The following is a 25,255-nucleotide window of genomic DNA, read 5'->3' as shown; positions in this document are numbered from 1 at the left end:
TTCGAAGGAGCACACGACCATGCGCGGAGCTGTCATCCACGCCCCCGGCGACGTCCGCCTCGAGGACCGCGCCGATCCCACCATCCAAGCCCCGACGGACGCGGTCATCCGGATGTCCGCCACCTGCGTGTGCGGCTCGGATCTGTGGGACTACCGCGGCATCAACCCGGTCACCTCCCCCACCCCGATGGGCCACGAATACGCCGGAATCGTCGAAGAGGCCGGCACCGACGTCACCACCATCAAGCCCGGCCAGTTCGTCATCGGCTCCTTCTTCGCCTCCGACAACACCTGCGAAATCTGCCGCACCGGCTTCCAGACCTCCTGCGTGCACCGCGAATTCGTCGGCGCCGGCGGCGCCCAAGCCGAGTACCTGCGGGTCCCACTGGCCGACGGCACCCTCGTCGCCACGCCGGAAGTCCCGTCCGACGATCTGCTGCCCAGCCTGCTGGCCGCTTCAGACGTCCTGGGCACCGGCTGGTTCGGCGCAGTCGCCGCCGACGTCCGGCCCGGCTCCACCGTCACCGTCGTCGGCGACGGCGCCGTCGGCCTGCTCGCCGTCCTGGCGGCGCGGGAGCTCGGCGCCGAGCGGATCATCGCGATGAGCCGCCACGAATCCCGGCAGAAGCTGGCCACCGAATTCGGCGCGACCGACATCGTCACCGAGCGCGGGGACGACGGCGTCGCCGCGGTCAAGGACCTCACCGGCGGACTCGGCGCGCACTCGGTCATCGAAGCCGTCGGCACGCAGGAGTCGATGATGCAGGCCATCCGCTCCACCCGCCCCGGCGGCGCGGTCGGCTACGTCGGCGTCGCCCACGACGTCACCCTGCCCGGCGAGGAACTGTTCTACTCCCACGTCCGCCTCCTCGGCGGTCCCGCCCCGGTCCGCCGCTTCCTGCCGGACCTGATCGACCGCATCTGGCGCGGTGCCATCGACCCGGGTCGCGTCTTCGACCTCACCCTTCCCCTCGACCAGGTCGCCGAGGGCTACCGGGCCATGGACGAACGCCGCGCCGTCAAAACCCTTCTGCGCCCCTGAGAACCGGAGATCCACGATGCAGCACATCCCCGTCAACGACACCGTCAAGACCCCGGCCGAGCGCTTCACCGGCGACGTCTACCTCACCATGATCAAAACTCCCGAGCCGCCGTCGCGCCTGGTCGCCTCCCTGGTCCGGTTCACCCCCGGCGCCCGCACCAACTGGCACTCCCACGCGGTCGGGCAAACCCTCCACGTCACCGACGGCATCGGCCTCGTCGTCAACCGCGACGGCCAGGTCATCCGCATGCGGGCCGGCGAGACCGTCTGGACCCCGCCCGGCGAAGAACACTGGCACGGCGGCACCGACACCACCTGCATGAGCCACATCGCCATGCTCGAAGGCCCCGAAGAAGGCGGGGACGGCACCACCTGGCTCGAACCCGTCACCGACCAGCAGTACCACGACGCCCACCAGCGGAGCTGATCCACCGTGTACACACGAACTTGCGCGGCGCGGTCGAACGAGGTGTCACGTTCTTCGACACCGCCGAGGTCTACGGCCCCTACGTCAACGAAGAGCTCGTCGGCGAAGCGCTCTCCCCGCTGCGCGACGAAGTCGTGATCGCCACGAAGTTCGGCTGGCGGATCGAGGACGGCCGGTCGGTGGGGCTCGACAGCCGTCCCGGACAGATCAAACGGGTCGCCGACGCCTCGCTGCGCCGCCTGCGGACCGACACGATCGACCTGTTCTACCAGCACCGCGTCGACCCGGACGTCCCGATCGAGGACGTCGCCGGCGCCGTCGGCGAACTCGTCCAGGCCGGCAAGGTGCGGTACTTCGGGCTTTCCGAGGCCGCCGCGGCCACCATCCGCCGCGCGCACGCCGTCCACCCCGTGACCGCCGTGCAAAGCGAATACTCGCTGTGGACCCGCGACCCCGAACCGGAGGTACTGCCCACCTGCGGCGAGCTCGGCATCGGCTTCGTGCCGTTCAGCCCCCTCGGCAAGGGCTTCCTCACCGGCGCCGTCACCGCCACCACCCGGTTCGACCCGGACGACGTCCGCGCCGGCATCCCCCGCTTCACCGAGGACAACCGCAACGCCAACCAGGCCCTGGTCGAACACGTGACCCGCCTGGCCCGTGCGAAGGACGTCACCCCCGGCCAGGTCGCCCTCGCCTGGCTGCTCGCCCAGCACCCGTGGATCGTGCCCATCCCCGGCACCCGCCGGCTCGAACGGGTCGAGGAAAACGCCGCCGCCACCCAGGTACCGCTCTCTGCGGACGAGCTGACGGACCTGAACCACATCACGGCGCGGATCGGCGTGCGGGGCGACCGGTACAACGAGCACCACATGGCCCTCGTCGGCCATTGACGAGCCGGGTAGCCGACGGCCCGGTCGCCCCGGCGAGCCGGAAGACCTGCGACACGTCGTGGCAGCGCTCCGCGCTCACCTCAGCTCGGTCACCACGGACATCCTCGCCTGACCACCATTGGGCGGTACGCCACGGCGCACGCGTGCCCCACGATGAGGCGATGGAGGTCCGACCACCTCGCTACCCCTTCGGGGACGTCGTGGCACTGCAACCCCACCCGCGGTTCGCCGAGCTGCGGAAGTCCGAAGCGCCGGTACGCGTCACGATGCCCTTCGGCGGCGACGCCTGGCTGGTGACGCGGTACGAGCAGACGCGGTTCGTCCTGTCGGACCCGCGGTTCTCCCGCGCCGCCGCGGCCGGGGCGGACGTGCCGCGCGGGCGTCCGGGCTTCGAACCGGCGGGCAACCTGCTGGCCATGGACCCACCGGAGCACAACCGGATCCGGGCGCTGGTGGCCAAGGTCTTCACCGGCCGCCGGGTGGAGCTGCTCCAGCCCCGGATCCAGGAGATCGTCGACACGCTCCTCGACGGCATCAGCCCGCCCGCCGACTTCGCCTCGGCGGTGGCGTGGGAACTGCCCGTGCAGGTGATCAGCGAGCTGCTCGGCGTGCCGCCGGGCGAGCGCCGGATGGTGCGCGAGTGCACCGAAACGCTGGTCGCCTCGGGCGGAACCGTGACACCCGCGGACGTCATGGCAGCACGCGGAAGGCTGGCGGGCGCGCTGACCACGCTGATCGCGCAGCGCCGGGAAGAGCCCACTGACGATCTGCTCACCGCGCTCGTCGCCGCACGTGACGAGGGCGACCGCCTGACGGACAACGAACTGCTCATGCTCGGCGTGGCACTGCTGGCCGGCGGCCACGAGACCACGGCGAACCTCACCGGCAGCTTCCTGGTCGAGCTGCTGTCCGACCGCGAACGGTGGACGACGCTCGTCGCACGGCCCGAGCTGATCCCCTCGGCGGTCGAGGAGCTGCTGCGGTTCGTGCCGCTGGCGACCGTCGCGGATCTCGCGCGGATCGCCAAGGAGGACCTCGAGATCGGCGGCCAGGCGATCCGGGCCGGGGACGCGGTGCTGGTCCAGCTGGACTCGGCGAACCGCGACGAATCGGTGTTCGCCTCGGCCGGGGACCTGGACTTCGGCCGCAAGGTCAACCACCACGTCGCGTTCGGCTTCGGCGTGCACCACTGCGTCGGCGCGCCGCTGGCGAGGCTGGAACTGCGCGTCCTGCTGTCGACGCTGGTTCGCCACCTGCCGGACCTGCGCCTCGCGATCTCCGCGGAGGACCTCGAGTGGCGCCGCGGCGGACTGATGCGTGGGGTCACGGGCCTGCCCGTCACCTGGTGAAGTCCGTGCACGGCTACGTGCGCGGGGCGTGGTGGGCAGCCGGATGACAGCCCCCGATCGGATCGCCGTTCTCGTCGAGGACCTCGGCGTCAGGACTGGTCGCCGGATCGCCGGACGGGCGGCCAGATCGTCATGGTCAAGCGCGCGGTCGACTCGAGCTCGTCCCGGTCAGCGCCGTCGCGGGATCGCATCGACATGCCCAGCACGGCGGTCCAGATCACCGCGGCCAGCGCATCCGGCTCCATGTCTCGCGGCAGTTCACCGGCGTCGGCCGCCGCGCGCGTCTCGCGGCGCAGCCGCTCCTGCACGGACGACCGCAACTCGGCGAGCCGGGCGAGCAGTATCGGCTCCCCGGTCGGCGCCGCCGCGGTGTTCACCATGCAGCCCCTCGGCAGTCCTGGCGTCGAGTAGAACCGCGCGATGCCCAGCAGCATCGCCGCGATCGCGTCCCGCCTGGCCCCCGGCACCGCGAGCGTCTCGTCGAGGAACTGGACGAAGCGGTCGTAGTAGAGGTCCAGCACCTCGAGGAACAACGCGCGCTTGTCGCCGAACGCCGCGTACAGGCTCGGCGGTGCGATGCCCAGGCGGCGGGTCAGATCGGCGATCGAGGTCGACTCGAACCCCTGCTCCCAGAACGCCTGCAGCGCGCCGTCGAGCGCGACGGCCCGATCGAAGCCGCGCGGTCGCCCCAAAGCTGCCATGCACCCATTCTAGAACACCGATTACAGATCTCTGCTACCGTACTTCTGTAGTCACGATTACAGATCGGAGCAGCTCCATGAAGCAGACGCAGATCGAGTCCAACGGCATCACGCTGAACGTGGTCGAGGAAGGCGAAGGCCCGGCCGTGCTGTTCGTGCACGGCTTCCCCGACGGCTGGCGGGGGTGGCGCGGGCAGATGGCGGCGGTCGCGGCCGCGGGTTACCGCGCGATAGCGCTGGACATGCGCGGCTACGGCGGAACCTCCAAGCCCGAAGACCCCGCGCTCTACACGGTCTTCTACTGCGTCGGAGACCTCGTCGGCGTCCTCGCGGAACTCGGGATCGAGCACGCCACCCTCGTCGGCCACGACTTCGGCGCGACGGTGAGCTGGAGCGCGGCGATGATGCGGCCGGATCTCTTCGACGCGGTCTTCTGCCTCAGCGTCCCGCCGGTGCTACCGGGCGGCCCCAGCATGCTCGAGCGGCTGAAGTCCGCCGGCAAGGAGGACGACTTCTACATGTTCCGGCAGATGCGGCCGGAGGCCGACCAGGAGTGGGCGGACGCCGCCACGACGCTGCCCGGCATGCTCTACTGGACGTCAGGGCTGCCCGATGCTTCCGAGGCGTGGGATCCGATGGACCCGGACAAGAGCCTCAACCGGCCGTCGCCGATCGGCATCCCGCCCTTCGCGAACCGGGAGGACGTCGAGGCGGCGATCGCAGGCTTCGAACGCGACGGCTTCCACGGCCCGCTCAACACCTACCGCGCCATGCAGCCCTACTTCGACGAGGCGAAAGCCTTCGCCGGGGCGAAGATCCGGCAGCCCGCCTTCTTCGGGTTCGGCACCGACGACGGCATGGTCCGGATGCGAGCGTTCAAGGAGGGGGACATCACCAGCGTCGTGCCGAACCTCAAGGGTTTCCTGCCGATCGAGGGCGTGGGCCACTGGCCGCAGCTCGAGGCGCCGGAGATCGTGAACGAGGCGCTGGTCGGCTTCCTCGGTTCGCCTGTGATCCGATAGCCCCTTGCCGAGGAAGGGAGCCCCGCCGTGGCCGCCGAGCCGTTCGAGGTCAGCGTCACCGAAGCCGAGATCGCGGATCTGCGTGACCGGCTGCGACGGACCCGGTGGCCCGAGCCCGAGCCGGTCGACGACTGGTCGCAGGGGTTGCCGCTGGCGTATGCGCAGGAGCTGTGCCGCAGCTGGGCCGAGGACTACGACTTCGGGTTCGCCGAGCGGCTGAACGTCTTCCCGCAGTACCGCGACACCGTCGACGGGCTGGGCATCCACTTCCTGCACGTCCGCTCGCCGGAGCCGGACGCGTTCCCGCTGGTGCTCACGCACGGGTGGCCGGGCTCGGTGCTCGAGTTCCTGGACGTCCTCGGCCCGCTGACCGACCCGCGCGCACACGGCGGGGACCCGGCGGACGCGTTCCACGTGGTCGCGCCGTCGTTGCCCGGATACGGCTGGAGCGACAAGCCGTCGACGACCGGGTGGGGCGTCACTCGCATCGCTCGCGCCTGGGACACGTTGATGGTTTCGCTGGGTTACCAACGGTACGGCGCGCAGGGCGGCGACTGGGGTTCGGCGGTGTCCGGCGCGCTGGGCGAGGTGGCGCCCGAGCGGGTCGCCGCCGTGCACCTGAACCTGGGGTCCGTGGCGGCGGGCACGTTCGACGACCCGACACCGTCGGAGCTGGCGAACCTCGAGGCGGAGAAGGAGTTCCAGCGCACCGGCCGGGGCTACTCGGCGCTCCAGGCGACCCGGCCGCAGACGCTCGGCTACGGCCTCACCGACTCCCCGGCGGGCCAGGCCGCCTGGATCGCCGAAAAGTTCTGGGCCTGGACGGACCACGACGGTCACGCCGAGGACGCGGTGTCGCGGCAGAAGATCCTCGACGAGATCTCCGTCTACTGGTTCACCGCGTCGGCCACGTCGTCGGCGCGCCTGTACTGGGAGAGCTTCGCCCACTTCCGGGACAAGGTCACCGCGCCGTCCGGGCTGTCGGTCTACCCGCGCGACATCACCCGCCCGTCGCGGCGGGAGGCCGAGTTGCGGTTCACCGATTTGCGCTGGTTCGAGGAACTGCCGCGAGGTGGCCACTTCGCCGCGCTGGAACAGCCGGAGTCGCTGGTCGAGCAGGTGCGCGGGTTCTTCCGCCTCTTCCGCTGACTGTCCGTCCCGTTGCCGGGAAGCCCGCGCCCGGAGGGTGGTTCTGTCGCCCTTCGGGACGGCGGCGGCAGCTGGGCCGAGATCGTCGGAAAGTTTCCGCCGGTCACTCGAAAGAGTTACCGTGAAGGTCACCTGGAGGGAGCCTGACCCCATGACCCGTGTGACGCGCAGAAAGCTTTTGCCGGCCCTGGTCGCCGTGGCCGCGCTGGCGGGTGCCGCGGCCGCCGCCCCGGGGGCAGCCGACTCCGGCCTGACGCCCCGGCAGCTCGCCGGCCAGCGGGTGATCTACTCCTACCCCGGCCTCACCCCACCGGCCGCACTCCTGCAGCGCATCCGCGCCGGCGAAGCGGCCGGCGTCATCTTCTTCGGCGAGAACATCCAGAGCAGCCAGCAGATCGCCGGGGTCGTGCGACAGCTGCGCGCCGCGTCGGCGCAGAGCCCGGTACCCCAGCCGCTGCTGCTGATGACCGACCAGGAAGGCGGCCAGGTGCGCCGGCTGCCGGGTGAGCCCGCCCTGTCGGAGAAGCAGGTCGGGCAGGCGGCCGATCCGGTGGCCGCCGCGACCGCCGCCGGCCGCGGCGCGGGCTACACCCTCGGCGCCGCCGGGATGAACGTCAACCTGGCGCCGGTGCTCGACGTCTACCGCCGGCCCGGCGACTTCATCGACCAGTACGGCCGCTCCTACAGCAACGACCCGGCCGTCGCCGGCCGCCTCGGCGCCGCGGCCATCACCGCGCAACAATCCACCGGCGTCGCGGCGACCGCCAAGCACTTCCCCGGCCTGGGCTCGGCCCCCGCGGGCGCGAACACCGACACGGCGCCGGTGACGCTCAACGTGCCCCTGACCGAACTGCGCGCGACGGACGAAGCACCGTACTCGCCGGCCATCCGGGCGGCGGTGAACCTCGTGATGCTGTCCTGGGCGGTCTACCCGGCACTCGACCCCGGGCACCCGGCCGGGCTCTCCCCCACCGTCATCCGGCAGGAACTGCGGCAGCGCAACGGTTTTGGCGGCACCACCATCACCGACGCCCTGGAAGCCCGCGCCCTGGCCGGCTACGGGACCACCGGCAACCGCGCGGTACTGGCGGCCGGCGCGGGAATGGACCTCATCCTGGCCTCGGCCCGCGACGTCGCCCAGGGCGACAGCGCCGCCGACGCCCTGGCCACCGCACTGGACGACGGCACCCTGCCCGCAGCGGACTTCACCGCCGCGGTCGACCGGGTCTCCGACCTGCGGAGCCAGCTGCACTGACACCCGGCGGCGGCGACGAAGACGCCGGCGCGCCACACCCGTCCTCGGCCGGCGGACAGTGACCGCCGCCGACCCGATCGCCCGGCCGCTGAGCGCGTGGCTCACGGCGGGACCTCCTACGCTGATCGTGTGCACGAGCCGACCGCCCCACGCATCCTCGTGATCGAGGACGCCGAAGCGATCCGCGTGTCGGTCGGTTCCGCGCTGACCTCGGCCGGGTTTTCGGTGCGCGCGCAGCCCGACGGCGCCGGGCTCGAAACCGAGCTGGCCCACGCTCGCCCCGATCTCGTCGTCCTCGACGTCATGCTGCCCGGCCGCGACGGGTTCGAGCTGCTGCGGGTGATCCGGCGGCACTCGGCCGCCGGTGTGGTGATGCTGACCGCCCGCGACGGCGTCGAAGACCGGCTGCGCGGACTCGGCGACGGCGCCGACGACTACGTCGTGAAGCCGTTCGTGCTCGCCGAGCTGGTCGCGCGGGTCACCGCCGTGCTGCGCCGGACCGGCCGCAGCCGCCCGACCATCGAGATCGGCGAGCTGGTGGTCGACGTCGAGGGCGGCCGCGTCCGCTACGGCGCCGCCGACGTCGAGCTGACCTCCACCGAGTGGAAGCTGCTGACCTACCTGGCCCAGCACCGCGACCGGGTGGTGTCCAAGACCCAGGTCCTCACCGCGGTGTGGGGCTACGGCGACTACGCGCCGAACCTGGTCGAGGTCAACGTGAGCACGCTGCGCCGCAAGCTCGAAGCGCACGGCCCGCGCGTCCTGCACACCGTGCGGGGCCAAGGCTATGTCCTGCGCGGGGACCCGTGACCGGCCTGCGGACGACGTCGCTGCGCCGCCGGGTCACCGTCACCGTGCTGGTGGTGCTCGCGGTGGTGCTCGTCGCGGTCGGGCTCGTGGTCGACACGGTGTTCCGCGCGCAAGCCGAGCGCGACGTCAACGCCGTGCTCACCGCCCGCGTGCAGCTGGCCCAGCAGCTGGCGAAGCAGAACGTCGCACCGCAAAACCTGCTCCGCCGTGTGGAGACCCGCGGCGTGCAGGGCTCGCTGAGGCTGCCGGACGGCACGTTCCTCGGTGCGGCGGACCTGCCGGCGGACGCCCGGCTCCGGCTGGTCCGGGCGACGCTGTCCGGGCCGGCCCGGATCAACGGCGCGAAACTGACGCTCACCGCGGACGAGTCGCTCGTGGCCGCCGCCGAGCAAAGCCTGCGGTGGGTGCTGCTGGCCACCGGCGTCGCCGCGCTGCTCGTCGCCGCGGCCGCGTTGCTGCTGGCGGTCCGGTTCGCGTTGGCGCCGCTGGACGCGATGACCCGGCTGGCCCGCTCGATCGTCTCCGGCGGCCGGGGTGGCCGGCTCGCGCCGGAGCGGACCGGCACCGAGCTGGGCCGCGCGGCGGCCGCGTTCGACTCGGCGTTGGACGCCCTCGAAGGCGCCGAGCGCGCGGCCCGGGCCTCCGAGGAGCGGACCCGGCGGTTCGTCGCGGACGCGGCCCACGAGCTGCGGACGCCGCTGGCCGGCGTCCAGGCGGCGGCCGAGGCGCTGGTGCAGCAGCCGCCGGACGCGCCGGCGGAGCACCGCGAACACCTGCAGCTGCTGGTGATCCGCGAGTCACAGCGGGCCGGGCGGCTCGTCGCCGACCTCCTGGACCTGGCCCGGCTCGACGCGGGCACGGAGCTGGAGCGGACCCCGGTCGCGCTGCGGGAGCTGGCGCACGCGCAAGCCGAACAGGTGCGGCTGACCGCGCCCGGCGTCACCGTCGAGGTCACCGGGCCCGGCGCCCGGGTTCTCGGCGACCGGACCCGGCTGACCCAGATCCTGGCCAACCTCACCGGCAACGCCGTGCACGCGATGAAGGGCACCGGGACGCTCACCGTGGAGATCACCGCCGACGGGTTCACGGTGACCGATACCGGACCGGGTATGCCGGGCCCGGACCGCGAGCGGATCTTCGACCGGCTGGTCCGCCTCGACACCGCACGCGGTCAGCAGGCCGGCTCCGGCCTGGGCCTGCCGATCGCCCGCGGCTTCGCCCGCGCCCACGGCGGCGACCTCTGGTGCGAGGCCGCGCCGGGCGGCGGCGCGCGGTTCCGGCTGACCGGTCTGGCGCCGGCGGCTCAGGCGAACAGCCCGTCCATGCGCCCGGAGTGATTCGGCAGCACCTTGCCCGCGTCCGTGCCCAGCACCTGCTCGACGAGCGTCGCGTACACGTCCCGGAAGTCCGTCGTCAGCTTCAGGTCGCCGTCGTCGAGGTCGGTCAGGCTCGGTTCCGCACCGTGGAAGCCGCCTTTGACGCCGCCGCCGAGGACGAACACGGGGCCGGCCGTGCCGTGGTCAGTGCCTTGACTGGCGTTGGCCGTCACCCGCCGCCCGAACTCCGAGTAGACCAGCACCGTGGCCTGCTTGCCGCGGTCGGACTTCGCCAGGCGCTGGGCGAACGGGGTCAGCGCGCCGTCCAGCTCGGTCAGCAGGCGCTGCTGGGTGCCGCGCTCGTCGGCGTGCGTGTCGAACCCGCCCAGCGACACCGAATACACCCGGGTCGGCACGCCCGCTTCGATCAGCCCCGCGACAACGTCGAGCTGCGCGGACAGCTCTCCCTTGCGGGGCTGGGTCTTCCCCTTGTCCTTTGTGGACGCCCCGAGCGTTTGAACAGCGCGGTGCAGGTCGTTGACCGACCGCGCCGCACGGGCCTGCCAGAAGCCTTCGCCGGCCTGTGCGGTGCCGAGGCCCTCGAACGCCTTGCCCAGCGCGCCTTCCGGGAGCTTCAGCCCACCGACCGGCAGCGACGCGGCGGCGGTGCGTTCGCCGGCCAGCAGCGGCGGCAGCACCGGGTCGACCGACACCGCGCGCAGCGGGTCGTCGCCGGTGACGTCCAGCCAGCGGCCGAGCCACCCGGTCGGGACCGAGGTCTCCGGTGACGCGGTCTGCCAGATCGCCATCGACCGGAAGTGGCTGTGGTCGGGCTTCGGGTAGCCGACCCCGCGCAGCACGGCCAGCTGCCCGCCGTCCCAGAGGCTCTTGAACCCCTTGAGCCCGGGGTTGAGCCCGAGGCTCTCGCCGAGGTCGAGCACCTCTTCGGGTTTGTACGCGAGTTCGGACCGGGCGTTCCGGTACGCGGAGTCGCTCGCCGGGACGACCGTGTTGAGCCCGTCGTTGCCGCCGTAGAGCGTGACGACGACGAGGACGCCGGCGTCCGGGTCGAGCGGGTTGTCCTGGGCGGCCGACATCAGCCGTCCCCAATCGACCTGGGTCGCCCCGGCGGCCAGCGCCGCCGCGGCGGTCACGCCGGTCGCGGTGAGGAACCGGCGTCGGTTCACCTGCTGCACGATCGTCACCCGCTCACTGCGTATTCGGGGGCACAAGCGGCCACTGTGGACAGTTGACGCACGTCGCCGCCGACGTTCGCCAGCGCGGCACGGGTCCGCTCCGACCAGGCGTCGACGCCGAGGAGGTCACCGATCGCGGCGACCTTGTCCCGCGCCTTCGCCACCGCGGCCAGGTCGGCGTGCGCGACGACCTGCTGCGCCAGGTGCAGGCGGGCCACGCCGGCCGAGGTCGTCAGCCAGGCCCCGCCCGCCGCCCAGCCCCCGACGCTGGGCGGCTGGAACGGCACCTGCCCCATCCCGCGCAGCCCGGTCAGCAGCTGCCCGCGAGTCTTCTCGTCGAGCTTCCCGGGCCGGACGCCGACGGCGCGCAGCAACCCGGCGAGCCACTCGACCGGTTGCTTGACCAGCGACGTCGCGCTGTCGTGGAACGCGGGCTCGTCGGTGATCGCCCGCAGCAGCGCTCGGATGTCGCGGCCGCTTCCGTAGGCGGCGACCAGCCGGTTCAGGGTGTCCGCCGGCGCCGGTGCCGAGGACACCAACCGGGACCAGACGCGCCCGGTGACGAACGGGGCCGACTCCGGCCGCGCGAGCACGAGGTCCACGAAGGACTGGGCGGAGAAGTCGCCGCTGGCGCCGAGGATGCGTTTCACGCCGCTGTCGTGTCGCTTGGGGACCAGCTGCGCGCCGTCGGCGTCGCGCTTGGCGGTCCAGCCGGTGAGCGCCCGCGCGGCTTCGCGGACATCGTCCTCGGCGTAGTGCCCGACGCCCAAGGTGAACAGTTCCATGAATTCGCGGGCGAGGTTCTCGTTCGGCTTGCCCGCCTTGTTGCTGTTGCCGTCGAGCCACAGCAGCAGCGCCGGGTCGACGACCATCGCGCGAGCCAGGTCGGTGAAGCTGCCCAGGGCGTGCTCGCGTTGGGCCTGGTTCTGCGCGAGCATCAGCCGCGGGCTGCGGACCTTCTGTTCACTGGTGGCGAAGTGGCCGTGCCAGAACCAGGTGAGCCGTTCGACGGACGCGATGTCGGCGGCGGCCATCCGGTCGAGCCACCAGCCCACGGCTTGCGTGGCTTGGGCCTGCACCTGCTGCTTGGCCTGCTTCTTCTCGGCGTCGTCGGCGTTCTTCCCCGGTTTGTCCGGGGGCGGCGCGAGCTCGGGCACGGGTGTCGCGGCCGCGCCGGCGTCGGGTCCGCCGCCCAGCAGCCGGTCGCGGGTCTCGGCGAACCCGCGGTCGAGGTCGCCCGGCCGCGGCCCGAAGCCGAGGCGGTCGTGCAGCCGCCGCACGGCCGCTCGTTCGGAAAGCACCACCATGCGCCCATCGTGCGAGGCGGGCCGGTGCGGCCGCGACCACCGGCAGCGTTTCTTAAGCCGATCCACAGCCACCGCGATGGCGCACCTGCCGCGCCCAGGCTGACGCCTACGATGGTCATCCAGGGAGGTCTTGGTTGGCCATGACGACTGGTGACACCCAGCCGGGCGAGGCCGGTTCGAACGAGCCGCCGTCGACTCTGCTGTACCTGATGAAGCAGGTCGAGCTGTCCGTGCGCGCCGAACTCGACGCCCTCGTCCGTCCGGCGGACCTAACGACGCTGCAGTACACGGCTCTGACCGTCCTCGAACGCCACCCCGACCTGACCGCCGCGCGCCTGGCCCGGCACTCCTTCGTCACCGACCAGAGCATGGCCGACATGGTGACGACGCTGCTGAACCTCGGGCTGATCGAGCGCCATCGCGACCCCGCCGACCGCCGTCGCCTCGTCATCGCCTTGACACCCGCCGGCCACCGGCTGCTCGACCGGCTGCGGCCCCAGGTGGCCGCGTTGCAGGACCGCATGGTCTCGCTGCTTTCCGCCGGGCAGGCGAGCGACCTGCACCACTCGCTGGAGCTGTGCCGACGCGCCTTGCGCGAGGACCGGGTCGAAACCGATCCGCCACCTCGTTCGGCGAGCGACACGCCTCGCCGGAAGCCGGCGCCCACGTAATAGTCAGGAAACCTGTACATCTGGTTTTCGGTGTGGTTGGCTTCACAACCGTGAGTGAGACCGTCGCCCCATCGGGGTCATCGGCGCCCGCGGAGCTCCGACGCGGCACCTTGGTAGCGGCGGCGGCAGCCGTCGCCGTCGCCCAGATCGGCCTGTCCATCCCGGCCGTCATCAACGGCTTCATCAACCAGGACCTGCACACCTCGTCGACGACCCTGACCTGGATCTCCGACGCCTTCCTGGTTCCGGTGACGCTGCTCGAGCTGTCCTTCGGCGTGGTCGGTGACCTGTTCGGGCGCAAGCGGCTGCTGGCCATCGGCGCGGCGCTGATGGCCGTGGGCGGGCTGCTCGGCTTCTTCACGCCCAGCGGTGGCACCGGCGTGCTCATCACCAGTCAGGTGATTTCCGGCGTCGGAGCCGCGGCGCTGTTCCCGACGTCGATAGCGATGCTCGCGGCGGGTACGCAGAGCGTCCGGCAACGCGCGCAGTCCATCTCGATCTGGGCCGCCGCCCTCACCGGCGCCGGGTTCGTCTCACCGGTGCTGGCCGGCCTGCTGGCCCGCATCCACCACTCGGGCGGTGAATACGCGAGCTGGCGCTACGCCTTCCTCGCCATGGCGGTCCTGGCCGTGGTCAGCTGTGCGATCACCCTGGTGGGTGCGCAGAACTCCGCCGCACCGCTGGGCCGGTCCCTGGACTGGCCGGGCCAGATCACCATCGCGGTGTCCCTGTTCGCACTGCTGTACGCGGTGATCCAGGGAGCCGAGGACGGCTGGGGCAGTCTTCCGGTGGTCGGCGGGTTCGTCGTGGCCGTCGTGTTCATGGCGCTGTTCGTGGTCATCGAGCGCCGGGTGGACCGGCCACTGATCCGCCTGGAACTGTTCAGCAACAGGATGTTCACGGTCTCCGCGGTGGTGACCGTCGTCGGCATGTTCGCCTACCTGGGCACCGCATATGCGACGAGCATCCGGCTGTCGGCCATCCAGGAGTACACCCCACTCATGACGTCCATCGGCTTCTTCTGCCTCAACGTGATGGGCGTACTGCTGTTCCCGGTCAGCACCCGGGTCGTCGAGCGCTTCAGCCCCGGCGTCGTGCTCGGCACCGGGATGGCGCTGATCGGTATCGGCGACTTCGTGCTCGCCGCCATTCCCGCCACGAACCTGTCCATCGGGGCGGTCGCGGTTCCGCTGCTGGTCGTCGGCGCCGGGTTCAAGCTGGCCGTCACCTCGATCACCGTGGTCGCCGTGAACAGCGTCCCGACGTCCAAAGCCGGCATGGCCAGCGGGGCGACAAGCATGTTGCGCGACGGCGGCCTGACGCTCGGGCCCGCCATCGTGGGCGCGATCGCGCTGACGAACGCCGCCAACGCGATCAACGCCGAAATCGCCTCGTCCCCCTCCCTCAAGTCCGCGCTGGACACGTTCTACGCCTCGCCGCAGCACGTCCCCGCCGCACAACGCCCGGAGGTGGAAGCGGCCGTCCACGCGGTGAAGTCCGGCCCGCTCGGGCAGAACGGCGTCCCGGCGCAGGTACCCGGGCCCGACGGCACGCCGATCCCGTTCAACCCCCTCAAGGACGTCGCGTTCCACGCGCTCTCCCACGCCTACTCCGTCGGCTACCTGGTGTGCGGCATCGCCGCCGCGGTGGCCGCGCTCATCGCGTTGACGATGCTGGGAAAGCGGCAAACCCAGGACGTGTTCATCGAACCCGCGCACCGATGAGGATTTCGCGCCGCGCCCGTCTGTACGTGTGAGATCGACGCACGGGAGGCCGGCATGACACGGAAACTGATCTTCGGCATGAACACGACCCTGGACGGCTACATCGCCGCGACCGGCGACGACATCGGCTGGAGCGGGCCGCCGAGCGACGAGCTGTTCCGGTTCTGGCTCGACCACGAGCTGGCGAGCGAGCTCTCGCTGTACGGGCGCAAGCTGTGGGAGGCGATGAGCTCTTACTGGCCGACCGGCGACCAGCAGCCCGACGCCACTCCGGCGCAGATCGAGTTCGCGCGGAACTGGCGGGACACGCCGAAGGTGGTGTTCTCCTCGACGATCGACAAGGTCGATTGGAACACCCGCCTGGTCACCGGCGACGCGGTCGCCGAGGTCACCCGGCTCAAGGCCGGGGACGGCGGCCCGATGACCATCGGCGGCGCAACGCTCGCCGGGGCTGCCATGCGGGCCGGGCTGGTCGACGAGTACGCCGTGGTCACCCACCCGGTCCTGCTGGGCGGCGGCACGCCGTTCTTCACGGCGATGGACAGCCGGGTGAACCTGAACCTCGTGGAGACGCGGACGTTTCCCGGCGGCGTGATGCTGACCCGATACGAGACGAGGCGATGAGATCACAGTGTCAGGGGCAGGTCCAGCCATGGTTTGCCGGTGACGTCGAATCCGGTGAGCTCGGCGATCTTCCCGTCGACGACGTGCAGGACCGCGACGGCGAACAGCCGGTACTCCGGGTCGTCGGGGGTGCGCAGGTACAGCGCGGCGGCCGGCATGCGGTTGACCGTCGTGGTGATACCGCGCCAGTCGTCGTGGCCGGGCTGGAAGAGCCCACCGGAGACCCAGCCGTCCACCGCGTCCTCGGCCGTCATGGTCAAGGTGCCGGAATCGGGCAGCATCGCGAAGCGCAGGTCGTCGCGCAGCAGGGACATCAGCCCTTCGAGGTCGTTGCGCTCATGGGCGTCGATGTACGACTTCACCACGCCGCGCTCGTCATCCGACAGCTCGTGGCCGGCGGGGCTCCGCCAGTCGAGGCGGCGGCCGGGCAGCTGTTCGCGCATCGTCACGCGCGCCCGCTGCAGTGCGCTGGTCACCGATGCGACGGTCAGCTCGAGGGCGTCGGCGGCCTTCGACGCCGGCCAGCCGAGGACGTCGCGCAGGATGAGCACCGCCCGCTGCCGCGGCGGCAGGTGCTGGACGGCGACGATGAACGCCAGCTCGATCGTCTCCCGCGCCACCACCGATTCCTGCGGGTCCTCGGGGAGCATCCGGTCGGGGTACGGCTGCAGGTACAGCAGCTCGGAGCCCTCAGCCGGTAGGGGTGTGCGGTCATTGCGCTTCTCCAGGAAGTCGAGGCAGGCGTTCGTCGCGATCCGGTACAGCCAGGTCCGCAGCGCGGCGTGGCCCTTGAACGACTCCCGCTTGTTCCACGCTCGCAGGAACGTCTCCTGCGTCATGTCCTGGGCGTCCGCGTAGTTCGCGAGCATCCGGTAGCAGTGCACCTGCAGCTCACGCCGGTGCCGCTCCGTGATGAGCGCGAACCGCGCCGTATCGCCTGAGCGGACCGCCGCGATGAACGTGGCCTCGTCGGCGCCCAGCGGTCTGGCGTCGGTCATGGTCATCGATCCTTCCACCGGTACGAGGGGTTCACCAGAACTGACGACGTGGCGGAGGATTTCTGATCGGTGAAGCCGCGCCGCCGCCGCTCTCCCAGGCGAGGTCGCTGCCACCCGCCCTCCACACCCGACCGCCGGCCCGCTCGGACGACAACCAAGCCACAAGGCCTCCTTGGGCTCTCCGCCAGTCTCCACCAGGTGTCCTGACCCGCTGCGTTCGCAGCCGATCAGGCTCTGGACGCGGCTTCCACCACCGGCGCAGCCGTTGGACCCGTCAGAGACTGATTTCGGTTGAACCGCGCCTATCGAATCGGCGCCGTGACGGTCTGGTCGCGCCCGCGGTCCTTCGCGCGGTAGACCGCGTCGTCGACGGCCAGCAGCACCGTGGTCAGGTCGTGGCCGTGGTCGGGGAACATCGCGGCGCCGACGGAGGCCGTCAGCGTGATCACTGCGTCCTCCTCGGTACGTCGGTCGATCGCCGGGATGGTGATCGCGGCGATCGCGGCCCGGATCCGCTCGGCGGCCGCTCGCAGTCCGGCGGGGTCGAGGCCGGGCAGCAGAAGCACGAATTCCTCGCCGCCCCAGCGGCCGGCCAGGTCGGGGCCATGGCCACGCACGCAGCCACGCACGGCATCGGCCACCGCACGCAGCACGGCATCTCCGGTCAGGTGCCCGAACCGGTCGTTGATGTCTTTGAAGTGGTCCAGGTCCAGCAGCAGCACCCCGACGTGGTCGCCGAGGCGGCGGGCACGCTCGAGTTCCCGTTCGGCCACCTCGTGCCACCAGGTGGCGTCGGCGAGCTGGGTGCGCCGGTCGGTGCGGGCGGCGTGCTGGAACTGCGGCAGCAGCAACCCCAGGTGCAGACCGACGACCAGGACCAGCACGAACACCAGCATCCAGGGCCGGGTGAGGGCGACCAGGGCGTAGACGTAGCCCAGGCCGATCGCCGCGGCGATGATCAGCTGGTCGCTGGCCGGGCCGAGCGCGCGGTGCGCGGGCTGGTCACGGTTGTCCATGATGATCGCGATGACGACCAGGCCGTAGTTGGTCAGCCGGTAGATCAGCCCGGCCAGCACGATCGCGACCACGCCACGCGGCCCGTCAAGCACAGTCACGTAAGGCGCGGCGACGCCTGGATAGAGCGCCGAGAGCACGAGCGTGGCCCCGGCGACGCCGAGCACAACGGTGGAAGCGGAGAAGACCTTCCGGTGCACCGGGGCGCGGCGGGCGAAAACGCGCACCCACTCGTAGGCGAAGGTGACGACGATGAGGATGACCTGCAGCGGCAGGGGCAGCAGGAGCAGCCCGGCGATGTACCAGGTGGACTGCAGGTGCGTGTACGGCGTGCCTTCGGGCAGTTCCCGGATCCGCTCCAGGCCCTGCGTGACTTCCAGGTGCGCGATCGCGCAGGCCAGCAGCAGCCCCAGCCACGCCCAGCCCCTGCCGGTGACCGATGCGGTCGCCGCGGCGGCGGCCACGACCGCCACGGTGAACCCGACGACGGTGCAGACGTAGGCCAGCAGGCCGCCGGGAAGCGAACGCAAAGCACGCAGCGGGGACTCTCGAACGCGTGACGATGTCCGGTCCACGACGTGCCGGCCTCCCTCCCCGGATCAGAATATTCACTGTAATCGGATGACCACGCCCGGTCGTGAGTCATCCGGGTGACCGCATCGGGGCTCAGCACCCGGTACTCAGGAGGTAGACCGTGATCATCACCCGCACTCAGCCGACCCGTCGTCCCCGTCCCGGCCGCCCCACCGAGTGGAACCGCTGATCAGTGGCGAACCGGGGTCCGGCTCGCCACCCGGCTTCTTGCCTCGGGCCGGACCCCAAGCTCGCCGGCGTGTCACATCCCGCTCTCCGGCGACGCCGTTTCCCGCGTGGTACCGCGGTACTACGGAGTTCGCGGGATTGCCACCCGCGGTACCACGGCCGCCCCGGTTTCCCTCCCTACCGTTGCGGACAGGACGAGCAGGGGCACCCGGCTCGCGTACTCAGGGGACGACCACGATGATCGAGGCACACCAGCTGACCAAGCGCTACGGGGAGAAGACCGCCGTCGACCGGCTCGACTTCACCGTCCGGCCGGGCGCCGTCACCGGCTTCCTGGGACCGAACGGCGCGGGCAAGTCCACCACCATGCGGCTGATCGTCGGACTGGACGCCCCCACCGGCGGCTCGGTCCGGGTCAACGGCCGCCACTACGCCCGGCACACCGCCCCGCTGCAGGAGGTCGGTGTCCTGCTCGAGGCGAAGTCCGTCCACCCGGGACGGTCGGCGTACCACCACCTGCTTGCCCAGGCCCAGACGCACGGCATCCCGCGACGGCGGGTCGACGAGGTCATCGAGCTGACCGGGCTGCAGTCGGTGGCGAAGAAACGCGTGGGGGGCTTCTCGCTCGGCATGGGCCAGCGCCTGGGGATCGCCGCGGCCCTGCTCGGCGACCCGGCGACGGTCATGCTCGACGAACCGGTCAACGGGCTCGACCCCGAAGGCGTCCTGTGGATCCGGAACCTGCTCACCGAGCTCGCCGCCGACGGGCGCACCGTCTTCGTGTCGTCGCACCTGATGAGTGAGATGGCGCTGGTCGCCGAACACCTGATCGTCGTCGGCCGCGGCCGCCTGCTCGCCGACACCACGGTCGACGACCTCGTCCGCCAGGCGGGCGGCGACACCGTCCAGGTGGCCACCTCCGACGCGGCGCGGCTGCGCGAGCTCCTGGCCGGGCCGGGCGTGGAGATCGCCGGCCACGCCGGCTCGGAGGAACTGCAGGTGACCGGCCTGTCCGCCCGGGCGATCGGGCTCAAGGCGGCCGAGCACGGCATCGCGCTGTCCGAACTGACCGCGCGCTCGGTCTCCCTCGAAGAGGCGTTCATGGACCTGACCCGCGACGCCGTCGAATACCACGGCGTCACCACCGGCATCGACGCGCTCGGGAGGGCGGCATGAGCACCATGACGACGAGCCCGGCCGCGACAGCGGTGCCCACCCGGCCGGTCTACCGGGTGACCACACGGCACGTCCTGCGCTCGGAGTGGACGAAGCTGTGGTCGCTGCGCTCGACCTGGATCACCCTCGGGCTCGGCCTGGTGTTCCTCCTCGCGTTCGGCCTGATCTCCGCCGCCCGCTACCGGTCGAACATCACTTCCGGGCAGCCGCTCGACCCGGACTTCGCGGGCGCCACCGCGGTCGGCCTGTCCCTGTTCGGGACCAACTTCACCCAGCTGGCGCTCGGGGTTCTCGGCGTGCTGGTCGCCGCCGGCGAGTACTCGACCGGGATGGTCCGCTCGACGCTCGCGGCGGTCCCGCGCCGGCTGCCGGTGCTGTGGTCCAAGTCGGCGGTGTTCGGTCTCGTCGCGCTCGTGGTGGGCGTGGTCGGTGTGTTCGCCGCTTTCCTCTTCGGGAGCGCGATCTTCTCCGGCACGCCGGCGGCGATGACGCTGTCGCACCCGGACGTCGTGCGCAGCCTCCTGGGCGCCGGGCTCTACCTCGGGCTCATCGGCGTGCTCGGCGTGGCGCTGGGTGCGCTCCTGCGTTCGGTCGCCGGCGGCATCTCGGTGCTCGTCGCCGCGCTCATGCTGATCCCGGGCCTCATCTCGCTGCTCCCGAAGACCTGGCAGGCCGACATCGGGCCCTACCTGCCCAGCAACGCGGGCCAGTCGATGTTCGCCCTGACCCATGACAGCACCAGCCTCTCCCCCACGGCCGGCCTGCTCGTGTTCCTGGGCTGGACGGCGCTGGCGCTGGCTGGCGCGGCCGCCCGCCTGGTCCGGTCCGACGCCTGAGGCCCCGGTACCGGCGATCGTCGTCCACGATGGACACGTGAACCCCGTGAGCGGCAGCGACCCGGCCGGCGACGGAGTGTGGCCCGCCCACTCCGTCGTCGGCCGGCTGACGCGGGCCGGCCAGCGGCTCCGGCAGGCGGACCGGCGCCGGCCCTGGGTGCTGGATGTCGCCGTCATCGCCGTGATGTTCCTGATGTTCTGCCTGCCCGACCTGGTCCCCCACGAGGACGATCCCGGTCCGGATCGGCTGCTGCAGACGTTCACCCACCTGCCGGCGGTCGCCACCGTGGCGCTGCAGGCCGGGCTCCTGCTGCCGCTGCTGCTGCGGCGGCGGGCTCCCTCGGCAGCGCTGGCCCTGGTGGCAGCGGTGTTCGTGGTGCAGTGGTCGCTCGGGGTCTTCCTCCGCGCCGACATCGCCCTGCTCGTCGCGCTGTACAGCGTGGCGCTGCACGGGCGGCTCCGGCGCCTGCCGTGGGCGTGCGCGGCCGTGGTCACGCTGTCGCTCCCGGTGGCAGCGAGGGTTTCCCGGGCGACCGGCGCGGTGTCCCTGTGGGAGGCACTGTTCTTCCTGCTCAGCGCCGTGACCGCAGCGGTCGCGCTCGGGCTGACGGTCCGGATCCGCCGGGCCCAGCTCGCCGGCCTCCGCGATCGGGCGGCCCGGCTGGAGGTCGAACGCGATCAGCGCAGCAAACTGGCCGCCGCCACCGAGCGCGCCCGCGTCGCCCGCGAAATGCACGACATCATCGGCCACAACCTCTCGGTCATCATCACCCTCGCCGACGGCGGCGCGTACGCCGCGGACGGCAGCCCGGAACGGAGCAAGCAGGCCCTCCAGCTGGTCGGCGACGCCGGCCGCCAGGCCCTCGGCGAACTGCGGCGCATGGTGGGCGTGCTGCGTGAACGCGCGGACGCCCCCGACCTCAACCCCCAGCCGGGGATCGCCGACCTCGAGCAGCTCTGCACCCGGTTCCGCGCCGCCGGACCCGATGTCGTGTACCGCTCCGCCGGTGATCTCGACACCCTCGACCGCGGAGTGCAGCTGATGGCCTATCGCATCGTCCAGGAGGCGCTGACCAACACGCTCAAGCACGCCGGTCCGCGCACCCGGATCGACGTCCTGGTCGCCGCCGCGGACGCGGAGCTGCGGGTCCGCGTCCAGGACACCGGCCGGCCCGACGGCACCGGCCGGCTCGAGCCACCTGCCGAGGAGGGACACGGCCTGGCCGGCATGCGCGAGCGCGCCGCTCTCTACGGCGGCACCGTCGCCGCGGGACCCGCGCCGAGCGGCGGCTGGGCCGTCCAGGCCGTCCTGGACATCACCCCGCTCCCCGGCGTCGCGGGCGGTGCGGCGTGACCACCGTCCTCATCGTCGACGACCAGCCGCTGCAGCGGTTCGGCTTCCGGATGCTGCTGGAGGCCACCCCCGACACCGAGGTCGCCGGGGAGGCTGCCCACGGCGCTGAAGCCGTGCGGCAGACGGCGGCCCTGCGGCCGGACGTCGTGCTCATGGACGTCCGGATGCCCGGGATGGACGGCATCGAGGCCACCCGCCGGATCGTCGCCACCGGTGGCCGCTCCCGCGTCCTCGCCCTCACCACGTTCGACCTGGACGAGTACGCCTACGCCGTTCTTCGCGCGGGGGCCAGCGGCTTCCTGCTCAAGGACGCGCACCCGGAGGAACTGCTGGCCGGGATCCGCGCCGTCGCCGGCGGCGACGCCGTGATCGCTCCCGCGCTGACCCGGCGCCTGCTCGACACGTACGCCCACCGCCTGCCCGCCGGCGCGGGAGGCACGCAGGAACAGACGGACGCCCGCTGGCGATCCCTGACGGAGCGCGAACAAGAGATCCTGGTCGCGATCGGCCGCGGGTGGACCAACGGCGAGATCGCCGAGCGCCTCGTCCTGTCGGAGTCGACGGTGAAGACCCACGTGGGCCGGGTGCTGTCCAAGGTCGGCGCCCGCGACCGCATCCAGGCGGTGATCCTCGCCTACGACCTCGGCCTGACCCGTCCCCACTCGTCCGGCTGACCGTCGTCCTCGGCCCCGATCTCCACCCTCGGCCCGACGCGGTCGAAGCGCCGCGCAGCCAGGTCCTCGCGCTGCGTCCCCAGTGGACGGTCGCGCCCGATGCCGGTGTGCCGGTCAGCCGAATCCGGGCGCCGGGGACTAGAGACCCATGCTTGCGCCGAGGCTGTTCAGCGCCTTGTCGACCAGGGCCTGGGCATTGGTGTTCAGGTTGGAGTTGGTGCCGTTCACAACCCAGGACGACCCGGAGAAGATCACCACGGTCACGCCGTTGTCGACACCACCGGTGGTGCCGCTGCTGGGAATGCCGAGCAGCGAGGCCGACTTCACGGACGCTTCACCCAGTTCGCGGGAGTCGTTGTCCGAGGTGGTCTGGTTGTTCCCGGTCTGCGTGTCGCCGAAGATCGCGCCGATGACCTTGCTCTTGTAGAACATCAGCGCGAACTGCCGGCCCTTGATGCCGTGTTCCTTGTAGAAGAAGTGCGGGCAGGGGGATTTGCGGTCGTAGCAGTCGTCGCCCAGCACGTAGAACGGCACGTGGTGCGCGGCCAGCTGCTTGCCGTTGCTGTCCTGGAACGTCGTCTCGTCCTGGTGGTCGGGATCGGAATCGGGGTCGCTGCCGTCGTCGTCGACGGCCAAGCCGGAGCTGTAGGCGTAGACGCCCGTCGCCACCTGGAAGACGTTCACGTTCTGGGACCGCGTCATGGTGTTGATGTGGGGTTTGGAGTTGACCTTGTTCGCGGTCGTGCTGTTCTTCTTGACGCCGGCCAGCACCTGGGCGGCCGTGTACGTTGCGTCGGCTTGGGCGGGAGTGCTCATCGTGGCGGCGTCGGCGGACTTGATGGCGAACGGCGTGACGAGCGTGAGAGCCGCAGCGGCTGCCACGGCCAAGCGCGTGGGGGATGACATGGCCAGGGGTGCCTTCCGTCGATCGTTAGGAACCTTTCCTAACTGATAGGACCACCGGTGACCCACATCACGAAACCACTTTTACGAAGATTTTAGGCAAATGTCCCGGTCTCCGGAGCAAGATGTCCGAGGCCACGAAGCCGCGATCGTGCGCGGCCAACCCACCAGGGTGAACGCGGATGACCTCGGCAACCGCAGTGGCATGACGCCGGCCGCGGCAACCGCACGGGTCACCGCAGCCGGGTCGGCCTGTTGTCAGACGGGGAACACACCGAAAGCCTGCGCGGGGGTCCCGTTGCAGACCCAGATCTGCATCGCGGCGCCCTCGGTGGCCAGCCCGCCCGGCACGTCGAGGCAGTGGGTGTTCGTGCCCGCGACGCGCGACCTCAGGGACACGAAGTCCGGCAGGTCCCGGCTCGCCTGGAACCGCTGGTTGCTGATGCCGGCGCAGGGCCACTGGATGACCGGCACCTGGTTGGTGTTGAGACCCGCCGCGTCCATGCACTTCAGCGTGACCGCGTTGCGGATCTGGAAGATGTGGTTGTCGTGGTCGACGAAGTCCCACCGCTGGAACGCGCTGCCGTTGCAGGTGACCTGCACGATGGGTACGCCGTCGGCCGACGACTCGCCCTGCGGTGCCAGGCATTTCCCGCTGGCCGTGTTCCGGACGGTGACGTCGAAGTGGTCGTCGGCGAACGCCGGCGCGGCGGCGCCGAGCGACATGACCGTGGCCGAAGCCAAGGCGAGCGCTGCCGTGACGATCCGTTTTCTCATCTGGTACCTCCCGTAGGCTCGGGCGCCGAACCGTTCGCGGCCGCCCTCCACACTGGCGCTGCTCCCCATACCGGTTGCTCGAGTGGCATCGGCGCGGCGCCCGCAGCGGAGAAGCTCCCGTCGGGTGACCGGACCTGGCGCAGACTTCCAACCTGCCGTCGCGGTGTCCGTACCGACAAGAGCCCCGACCCGCCGCGGGTCACGTTGGGGCGTCACTGACCATGGCAAGGTCCGCCGACAATCCACCGACAATCCATCGACAGCGGCGGACACGGCAGGCTCTGGGCATCCGTTCCTGCAGGTACGGGTGGAGCCCCGTTGTCCGTCGAGCCACGAACCTGCTCGAGGCCTACCACAGCTTCGGCGACCTGGAGGCCGCCTGCCGGGAGTTCTGCGAACAGGTCGACGAGAACGGCTCCGCCGAGGTAGCCCGGCACGCGCGTTCGACACCGGGGAACCCGTGGATCCAGGATGAGCACTACCCGCGCGGCCCGATCACCACGGCGACCGCGTCCCGCGGGCCACCTCCGCGGAGGAGGCGGCGTTCCTGGCGCTGGGCAGCGGCGCGGCTGCGTGGTTGGCCGCGGCCGCCGGCGTCCGGCGGATCCGCCCGAAGATGGCCGAAGCGGTCACCCTGGACAAGCTCCTCGTTGCGGTGCTCGGCCATGCCGCAGTTCTGCTAGTCCGATGCGTCCGGGGTGAGCCAGAAACCGAGATTCGGCTTGTACTCCCCCACCGACCGTTCCGACGTCGGATCCGCGAGGTGGTAGGGGTCGGCGTTCAGCACGTCCCACAACTCCGTGTCGTTCTCGGCGCGCATGATGATGACGCCACCGCTGCCGTCGACCATCGGGCCCGCCACGGCGAGCTTGCCGCGACGGACCAGATCGTCCATGTACGCCAGGTGTTCCGAGCGCGTCGGTTCGACCTTGTCGTGGTCGTAGTGGGTTCGCACGAGGTACCAGGGCACTCGCGACCTCCTTCGAGTCGGCTACCCCACCATAAGATCGTTTTCCGGGATCCGCCGGACTAGACCGCGATCCGGTCGTTGATCAGGCGGAGCAACTCGCCGGGTGTGCGTGCCTCGGTGATCAGGTCGTCGGGGACGACCAGGCCGCGGTCCCGCTTGAGCGCCGCCGCCGTCTCGATGAGCGCGAGCGAGTCGTAGCCCAGCTCCTCGAACGAGACGTCCGCGATGTCGTCTGGTAGCGCGTCGCCGCCGGCGCAGCCGACGAGGATGCCGCGCAGGTCCTCGATGCTCAGGGTGTCGGTCATGTC

The 25,255-nt window shown here is 71.3% G+C and carries 25 protein-coding genes and 1 pseudogene; 17 read left to right on the top strand and 9 right to left on the bottom strand.

What is annotated here, in order from left to right:
• Nucleotides 1-19: 19 nt before the first annotated feature.
• The 4 genes from AB0M59_RS00320 to AB0M59_RS00305 all read left to right on the top strand — a co-directional run bounded on the left by AB0M59_RS00320 (nt 20) and on the right by AB0M59_RS00305 (nt 3,708).
• A complete protein-coding gene (locus AB0M59_RS00320; protein ID WP_364606060.1) occupies nt 20-1,042 on the top strand; it encodes a zinc-dependent alcohol dehydrogenase family protein in 1,023 nt (340 codons plus the stop codon).
• A gap of 16 nt (nt 1,043-1,058) precedes the next feature.
• Nucleotides 1,059-1,469 carry a cupin domain-containing protein gene (locus AB0M59_RS00315; RefSeq protein ID WP_364606057.1) on the top strand — a complete coding sequence of 137 codons (411 nt, stop codon included), beginning with the start codon at nt 1,059-1,061 and terminating at the stop codon, nt 1,467-1,469.
• Between the two features lie 20 nt (nt 1,470-1,489).
• Nucleotides 1,490-2,359 (top strand): aldo/keto reductase, encoded by an 870-nt coding sequence (locus AB0M59_RS00310; RefSeq protein ID WP_364606054.1) that lies wholly within the window; start codon nt 1,490-1,492, stop codon nt 2,357-2,359.
• Between the two features lie 161 nt (nt 2,360-2,520).
• A complete protein-coding gene (locus tag AB0M59_RS00305) occupies nt 2,521-3,708 on the top strand; it encodes a cytochrome P450 (protein WP_364606051.1) in 1,188 nt (395 codons plus the stop codon).
• An 89-nt stretch (nt 3,709-3,797) separates the two neighbouring features.
• Here the strand turns inward: AB0M59_RS00305 and AB0M59_RS00300 are convergent, their stop codons facing one another.
• Nucleotides 3,798-4,409 carry a TetR/AcrR family transcriptional regulator gene (locus tag AB0M59_RS00300; protein WP_364606048.1) on the bottom strand — a complete coding sequence of 204 codons (612 nt, stop codon included), beginning with the start codon at nt 4,407-4,409 and terminating at the stop codon, nt 3,798-3,800.
• Between the two features lie 77 nt (nt 4,410-4,486).
• On the opposite strand from AB0M59_RS00300, the gene AB0M59_RS00295 reads away from it, so the two are divergent.
• From AB0M59_RS00295 to AB0M59_RS00275, 5 genes are all read left to right on the top strand, one after another.
• Complete coding sequence (locus tag AB0M59_RS00295; protein ID WP_364606045.1) at nt 4,487-5,431, top strand: alpha/beta hydrolase; 945 nt, start codon at nt 4,487-4,489, stop codon at nt 5,429-5,431.
• A gap of 27 nt (nt 5,432-5,458) precedes the next feature.
• On the top strand, nt 5,459-6,580 hold the full coding sequence (locus AB0M59_RS00290) for an epoxide hydrolase family protein (protein ID WP_364606042.1): 1,122 nt from the start codon (nt 5,459-5,461) through the stop codon (nt 6,578-6,580).
• A 151-nt stretch (nt 6,581-6,731) separates the two neighbouring features.
• Complete coding sequence (locus AB0M59_RS00285; RefSeq protein ID WP_364606040.1) at nt 6,732-7,835, top strand: glycoside hydrolase family 3 N-terminal domain-containing protein; 1,104 nt, start codon at nt 6,732-6,734, stop codon at nt 7,833-7,835.
• Between the two features lie 129 nt (nt 7,836-7,964).
• Nucleotides 7,965-8,645, top strand: a complete 681-nt coding sequence (locus AB0M59_RS00280) for a response regulator transcription factor (protein ID WP_364606037.1) — start codon at nt 7,965-7,967, stop codon at nt 8,643-8,645.
• The gene (locus AB0M59_RS00275) at nt 8,642-9,982 is read left to right on the top strand and encodes a HAMP domain-containing sensor histidine kinase (RefSeq protein ID WP_364606034.1); all 1,341 of its coding nucleotides are present in this window, start codon (nt 8,642-8,644) and stop codon (nt 9,980-9,982) included. The genes AB0M59_RS00280 and AB0M59_RS00275 overlap by 4 nt, the downstream gene beginning before the upstream one ends.
• On the opposite strand, the gene AB0M59_RS00270 is transcribed toward AB0M59_RS00275, so the two are convergent.
• The gene (locus AB0M59_RS00270; protein WP_364606031.1) at nt 9,949-11,166 is read right to left on the bottom strand and encodes a DUF1501 domain-containing protein; all 1,218 of its coding nucleotides are present in this window, start codon (nt 11,164-11,166) and stop codon (nt 9,949-9,951) included. The two genes, AB0M59_RS00275 and AB0M59_RS00270, sit on opposite strands and share 34 nt — an antisense overlap.
• Nucleotides 11,163-12,464 carry a DUF1800 domain-containing protein gene (locus AB0M59_RS00265; protein ID WP_364606028.1) on the bottom strand — a complete coding sequence of 434 codons (1,302 nt, stop codon included), beginning with the start codon at nt 12,462-12,464 and terminating at the stop codon, nt 11,163-11,165. The genes AB0M59_RS00270 and AB0M59_RS00265 overlap by 4 nt, the downstream gene beginning before the upstream one ends.
• A 140-nt stretch (nt 12,465-12,604) precedes the next feature.
• Here AB0M59_RS00265 and AB0M59_RS00260 point away from each other — a divergent pair, with 140 nt between their 5' ends.
• The 3 genes from AB0M59_RS00260 to AB0M59_RS00250 are packed head-to-tail and all read left to right on the top strand — an operon-like array spanning nt 12,605 to nt 15,483.
• On the top strand, nt 12,605-13,135 hold the full coding sequence (locus AB0M59_RS00260; protein ID WP_364606025.1) for a MarR family winged helix-turn-helix transcriptional regulator: 531 nt from the start codon (nt 12,605-12,607) through the stop codon (nt 13,133-13,135).
• A 50-nt stretch (nt 13,136-13,185) separates the two neighbouring features.
• The gene (locus tag AB0M59_RS00255; RefSeq protein ID WP_364606022.1) at nt 13,186-14,859 is read left to right on the top strand and encodes an MFS transporter; all 1,674 of its coding nucleotides are present in this window, start codon (nt 13,186-13,188) and stop codon (nt 14,857-14,859) included.
• A 54-nt stretch (nt 14,860-14,913) separates the two neighbouring features.
• Nucleotides 14,914-15,483, top strand: coding sequence for a dihydrofolate reductase family protein (locus AB0M59_RS00250; protein ID WP_364606019.1), 570 nt, complete (start codon nt 14,914-14,916; stop codon nt 15,481-15,483).
• 2 nt (nt 15,484-15,485) lie between these two features.
• Here AB0M59_RS00250 and AB0M59_RS00245 read toward each other — a convergent pair whose 3' ends face one another.
• Nucleotides 15,486-16,481 carry an RNA polymerase subunit sigma-70 gene (locus AB0M59_RS00245; RefSeq protein WP_364606016.1) on the bottom strand — a complete coding sequence of 332 codons (996 nt, stop codon included), beginning with the start codon at nt 16,479-16,481 and terminating at the stop codon, nt 15,486-15,488.
• A 302-nt stretch (nt 16,482-16,783) separates the two neighbouring features.
• A complete protein-coding gene (locus AB0M59_RS00240) occupies nt 16,784-18,025 on the bottom strand; it encodes a GGDEF domain-containing protein (protein WP_364606014.1) in 1,242 nt (413 codons plus the stop codon).
• Between the two features lie 469 nt (nt 18,026-18,494).
• Here AB0M59_RS00240 and AB0M59_RS00235 point away from each other — a divergent pair, with 469 nt between their 5' ends.
• From AB0M59_RS00235 to AB0M59_RS00220, 4 genes are read left to right on the top strand one after another with little or no spacing between them, the layout of a single operon-like run.
• Nucleotides 18,495-19,433, top strand: coding sequence for an ATP-binding cassette domain-containing protein (locus AB0M59_RS00235; protein ID WP_364606011.1), 939 nt, complete (start codon nt 18,495-18,497; stop codon nt 19,431-19,433).
• On the top strand, nt 19,430-20,269 hold the full coding sequence (locus tag AB0M59_RS00230; RefSeq protein WP_364606008.1) for an ABC transporter permease: 840 nt from the start codon (nt 19,430-19,432) through the stop codon (nt 20,267-20,269). Before AB0M59_RS00235 ends, AB0M59_RS00230 begins: the two co-directional genes overlap by 4 nt.
• 37 nt (nt 20,270-20,306) lie before the next feature.
• A complete protein-coding gene (locus AB0M59_RS00225) occupies nt 20,307-21,623 on the top strand; it encodes a histidine kinase (RefSeq protein WP_364606005.1) in 1,317 nt (438 codons plus the stop codon).
• Nucleotides 21,620-22,297, top strand: coding sequence for a response regulator transcription factor (locus AB0M59_RS00220; protein ID WP_364606002.1), 678 nt, complete (start codon nt 21,620-21,622; stop codon nt 22,295-22,297). The genes AB0M59_RS00225 and AB0M59_RS00220 overlap by 4 nt, the downstream gene beginning before the upstream one ends.
• 138 nt (nt 22,298-22,435) lie before the next feature.
• On the opposite strand, the gene AB0M59_RS00215 is transcribed toward AB0M59_RS00220, so the two are convergent.
• Both AB0M59_RS00215 and AB0M59_RS00210 read right to left on the bottom strand, forming a co-directional pair.
• Entirely contained in the window at nt 22,436-23,179 is a 744-nt protein-coding gene (locus tag AB0M59_RS00215; RefSeq protein ID WP_364605999.1) for a glycoside hydrolase family 75 protein, read from the bottom strand.
• 279 nt (nt 23,180-23,458) lie between these two features.
• Nucleotides 23,459-23,977, bottom strand: a complete 519-nt coding sequence (locus tag AB0M59_RS00210) for an RICIN domain-containing protein (protein ID WP_364605996.1) — start codon at nt 23,975-23,977, stop codon at nt 23,459-23,461.
• Nucleotides 23,978-24,399: 422 nt separating this feature from the next.
• Here AB0M59_RS00210 and AB0M59_RS00205 point away from each other — a divergent pair.
• Nucleotides 24,400-24,623: pseudogene (locus tag AB0M59_RS00205) on the top strand (IS21 family transposase); the annotation flags it as partial.
• 33 nt (nt 24,624-24,656) lie between these two features.
• On the opposite strand, the gene AB0M59_RS00200 reads toward AB0M59_RS00205, so the two are convergent.
• Nucleotides 24,657-24,947: a YciI family protein gene (locus AB0M59_RS00200; RefSeq protein ID WP_364605993.1), complete on the bottom strand. Its 291-nt coding sequence runs from the start codon at nt 24,945-24,947 to the stop codon at nt 24,657-24,659.
• Nucleotides 24,948-25,006: 59 nt separating this feature from the next.
• A complete protein-coding gene (locus AB0M59_RS00195; RefSeq protein ID WP_364605991.1) occupies nt 25,007-25,252 on the bottom strand; it encodes an acyl carrier protein in 246 nt (81 codons plus the stop codon).
• Between the last annotated feature and the right edge of the window lie 3 nt (nt 25,253-25,255).

Source organism: Amycolatopsis sp. NPDC051371 (assembly GCF_040682155.1).
Classification (GTDB): domain Bacteria; phylum Actinomycetota; class Actinomycetes; order Mycobacteriales; family Pseudonocardiaceae; genus Amycolatopsis.
Note: the sequence above shows the minus strand (reverse complement) of the source record. Positions and strands in the feature narration are given on the sequence as shown.

Coding starts and splice junctions, on each gene's coding strand:
- AB0M59_RS00260 (WP_364606025.1), top strand. CDS start 12,605: ATGACGACTGGTGACACCCAGCCGGGCGAGGCCGGTTCGAACGAGCCG.
- AB0M59_RS00320 (WP_364606060.1), top strand. CDS start 20: ATGCGCGGAGCTGTCATCCACGCCCCCGGCGACGTCCGCCTCGAGGAC.
- AB0M59_RS00295 (WP_364606045.1), top strand. CDS start 4,487: ATGAAGCAGACGCAGATCGAGTCCAACGGCATCACGCTGAACGTGGTC.
- AB0M59_RS00250 (WP_364606019.1), top strand. CDS start 14,914: ATGACACGGAAACTGATCTTCGGCATGAACACGACCCTGGACGGCTAC.
- AB0M59_RS00210 (WP_364605996.1), bottom strand. CDS start 23,977: ATGAGAAAACGGATCGTCACGGCAGCGCTCGCCTTGGCTTCGGCCACG.
- AB0M59_RS00285 (WP_364606040.1), top strand. CDS start 6,732: ATGACCCGTGTGACGCGCAGAAAGCTTTTGCCGGCCCTGGTCGCCGTG.
- AB0M59_RS00300 (WP_364606048.1), bottom strand. CDS start 4,409: ATGGCAGCTTTGGGGCGACCGCGCGGCTTCGATCGGGCCGTCGCGCTC.
- AB0M59_RS00195 (WP_364605991.1), bottom strand. CDS start 25,252: ATGACCGACACCCTGAGCATCGAGGACCTGCGCGGCATCCTCGTCGGC.
- AB0M59_RS00315 (WP_364606057.1), top strand. CDS start 1,059: ATGCAGCACATCCCCGTCAACGACACCGTCAAGACCCCGGCCGAGCGC.
- AB0M59_RS00235 (WP_364606011.1), top strand. CDS start 18,495: ATGATCGAGGCACACCAGCTGACCAAGCGCTACGGGGAGAAGACCGCC.
- AB0M59_RS00245 (WP_364606016.1), bottom strand. CDS start 16,481: ATGACCGACGCCAGACCGCTGGGCGCCGACGAGGCCACGTTCATCGCG.
- AB0M59_RS00230 (WP_364606008.1), top strand. CDS start 19,430: ATGAGCACCATGACGACGAGCCCGGCCGCGACAGCGGTGCCCACCCGG.
- AB0M59_RS00305 (WP_364606051.1), top strand. CDS start 2,521: ATGGAGGTCCGACCACCTCGCTACCCCTTCGGGGACGTCGTGGCACTG.
- AB0M59_RS00265 (WP_364606028.1), bottom strand. CDS start 12,464: ATGGTGGTGCTTTCCGAACGAGCGGCCGTGCGGCGGCTGCACGACCGC.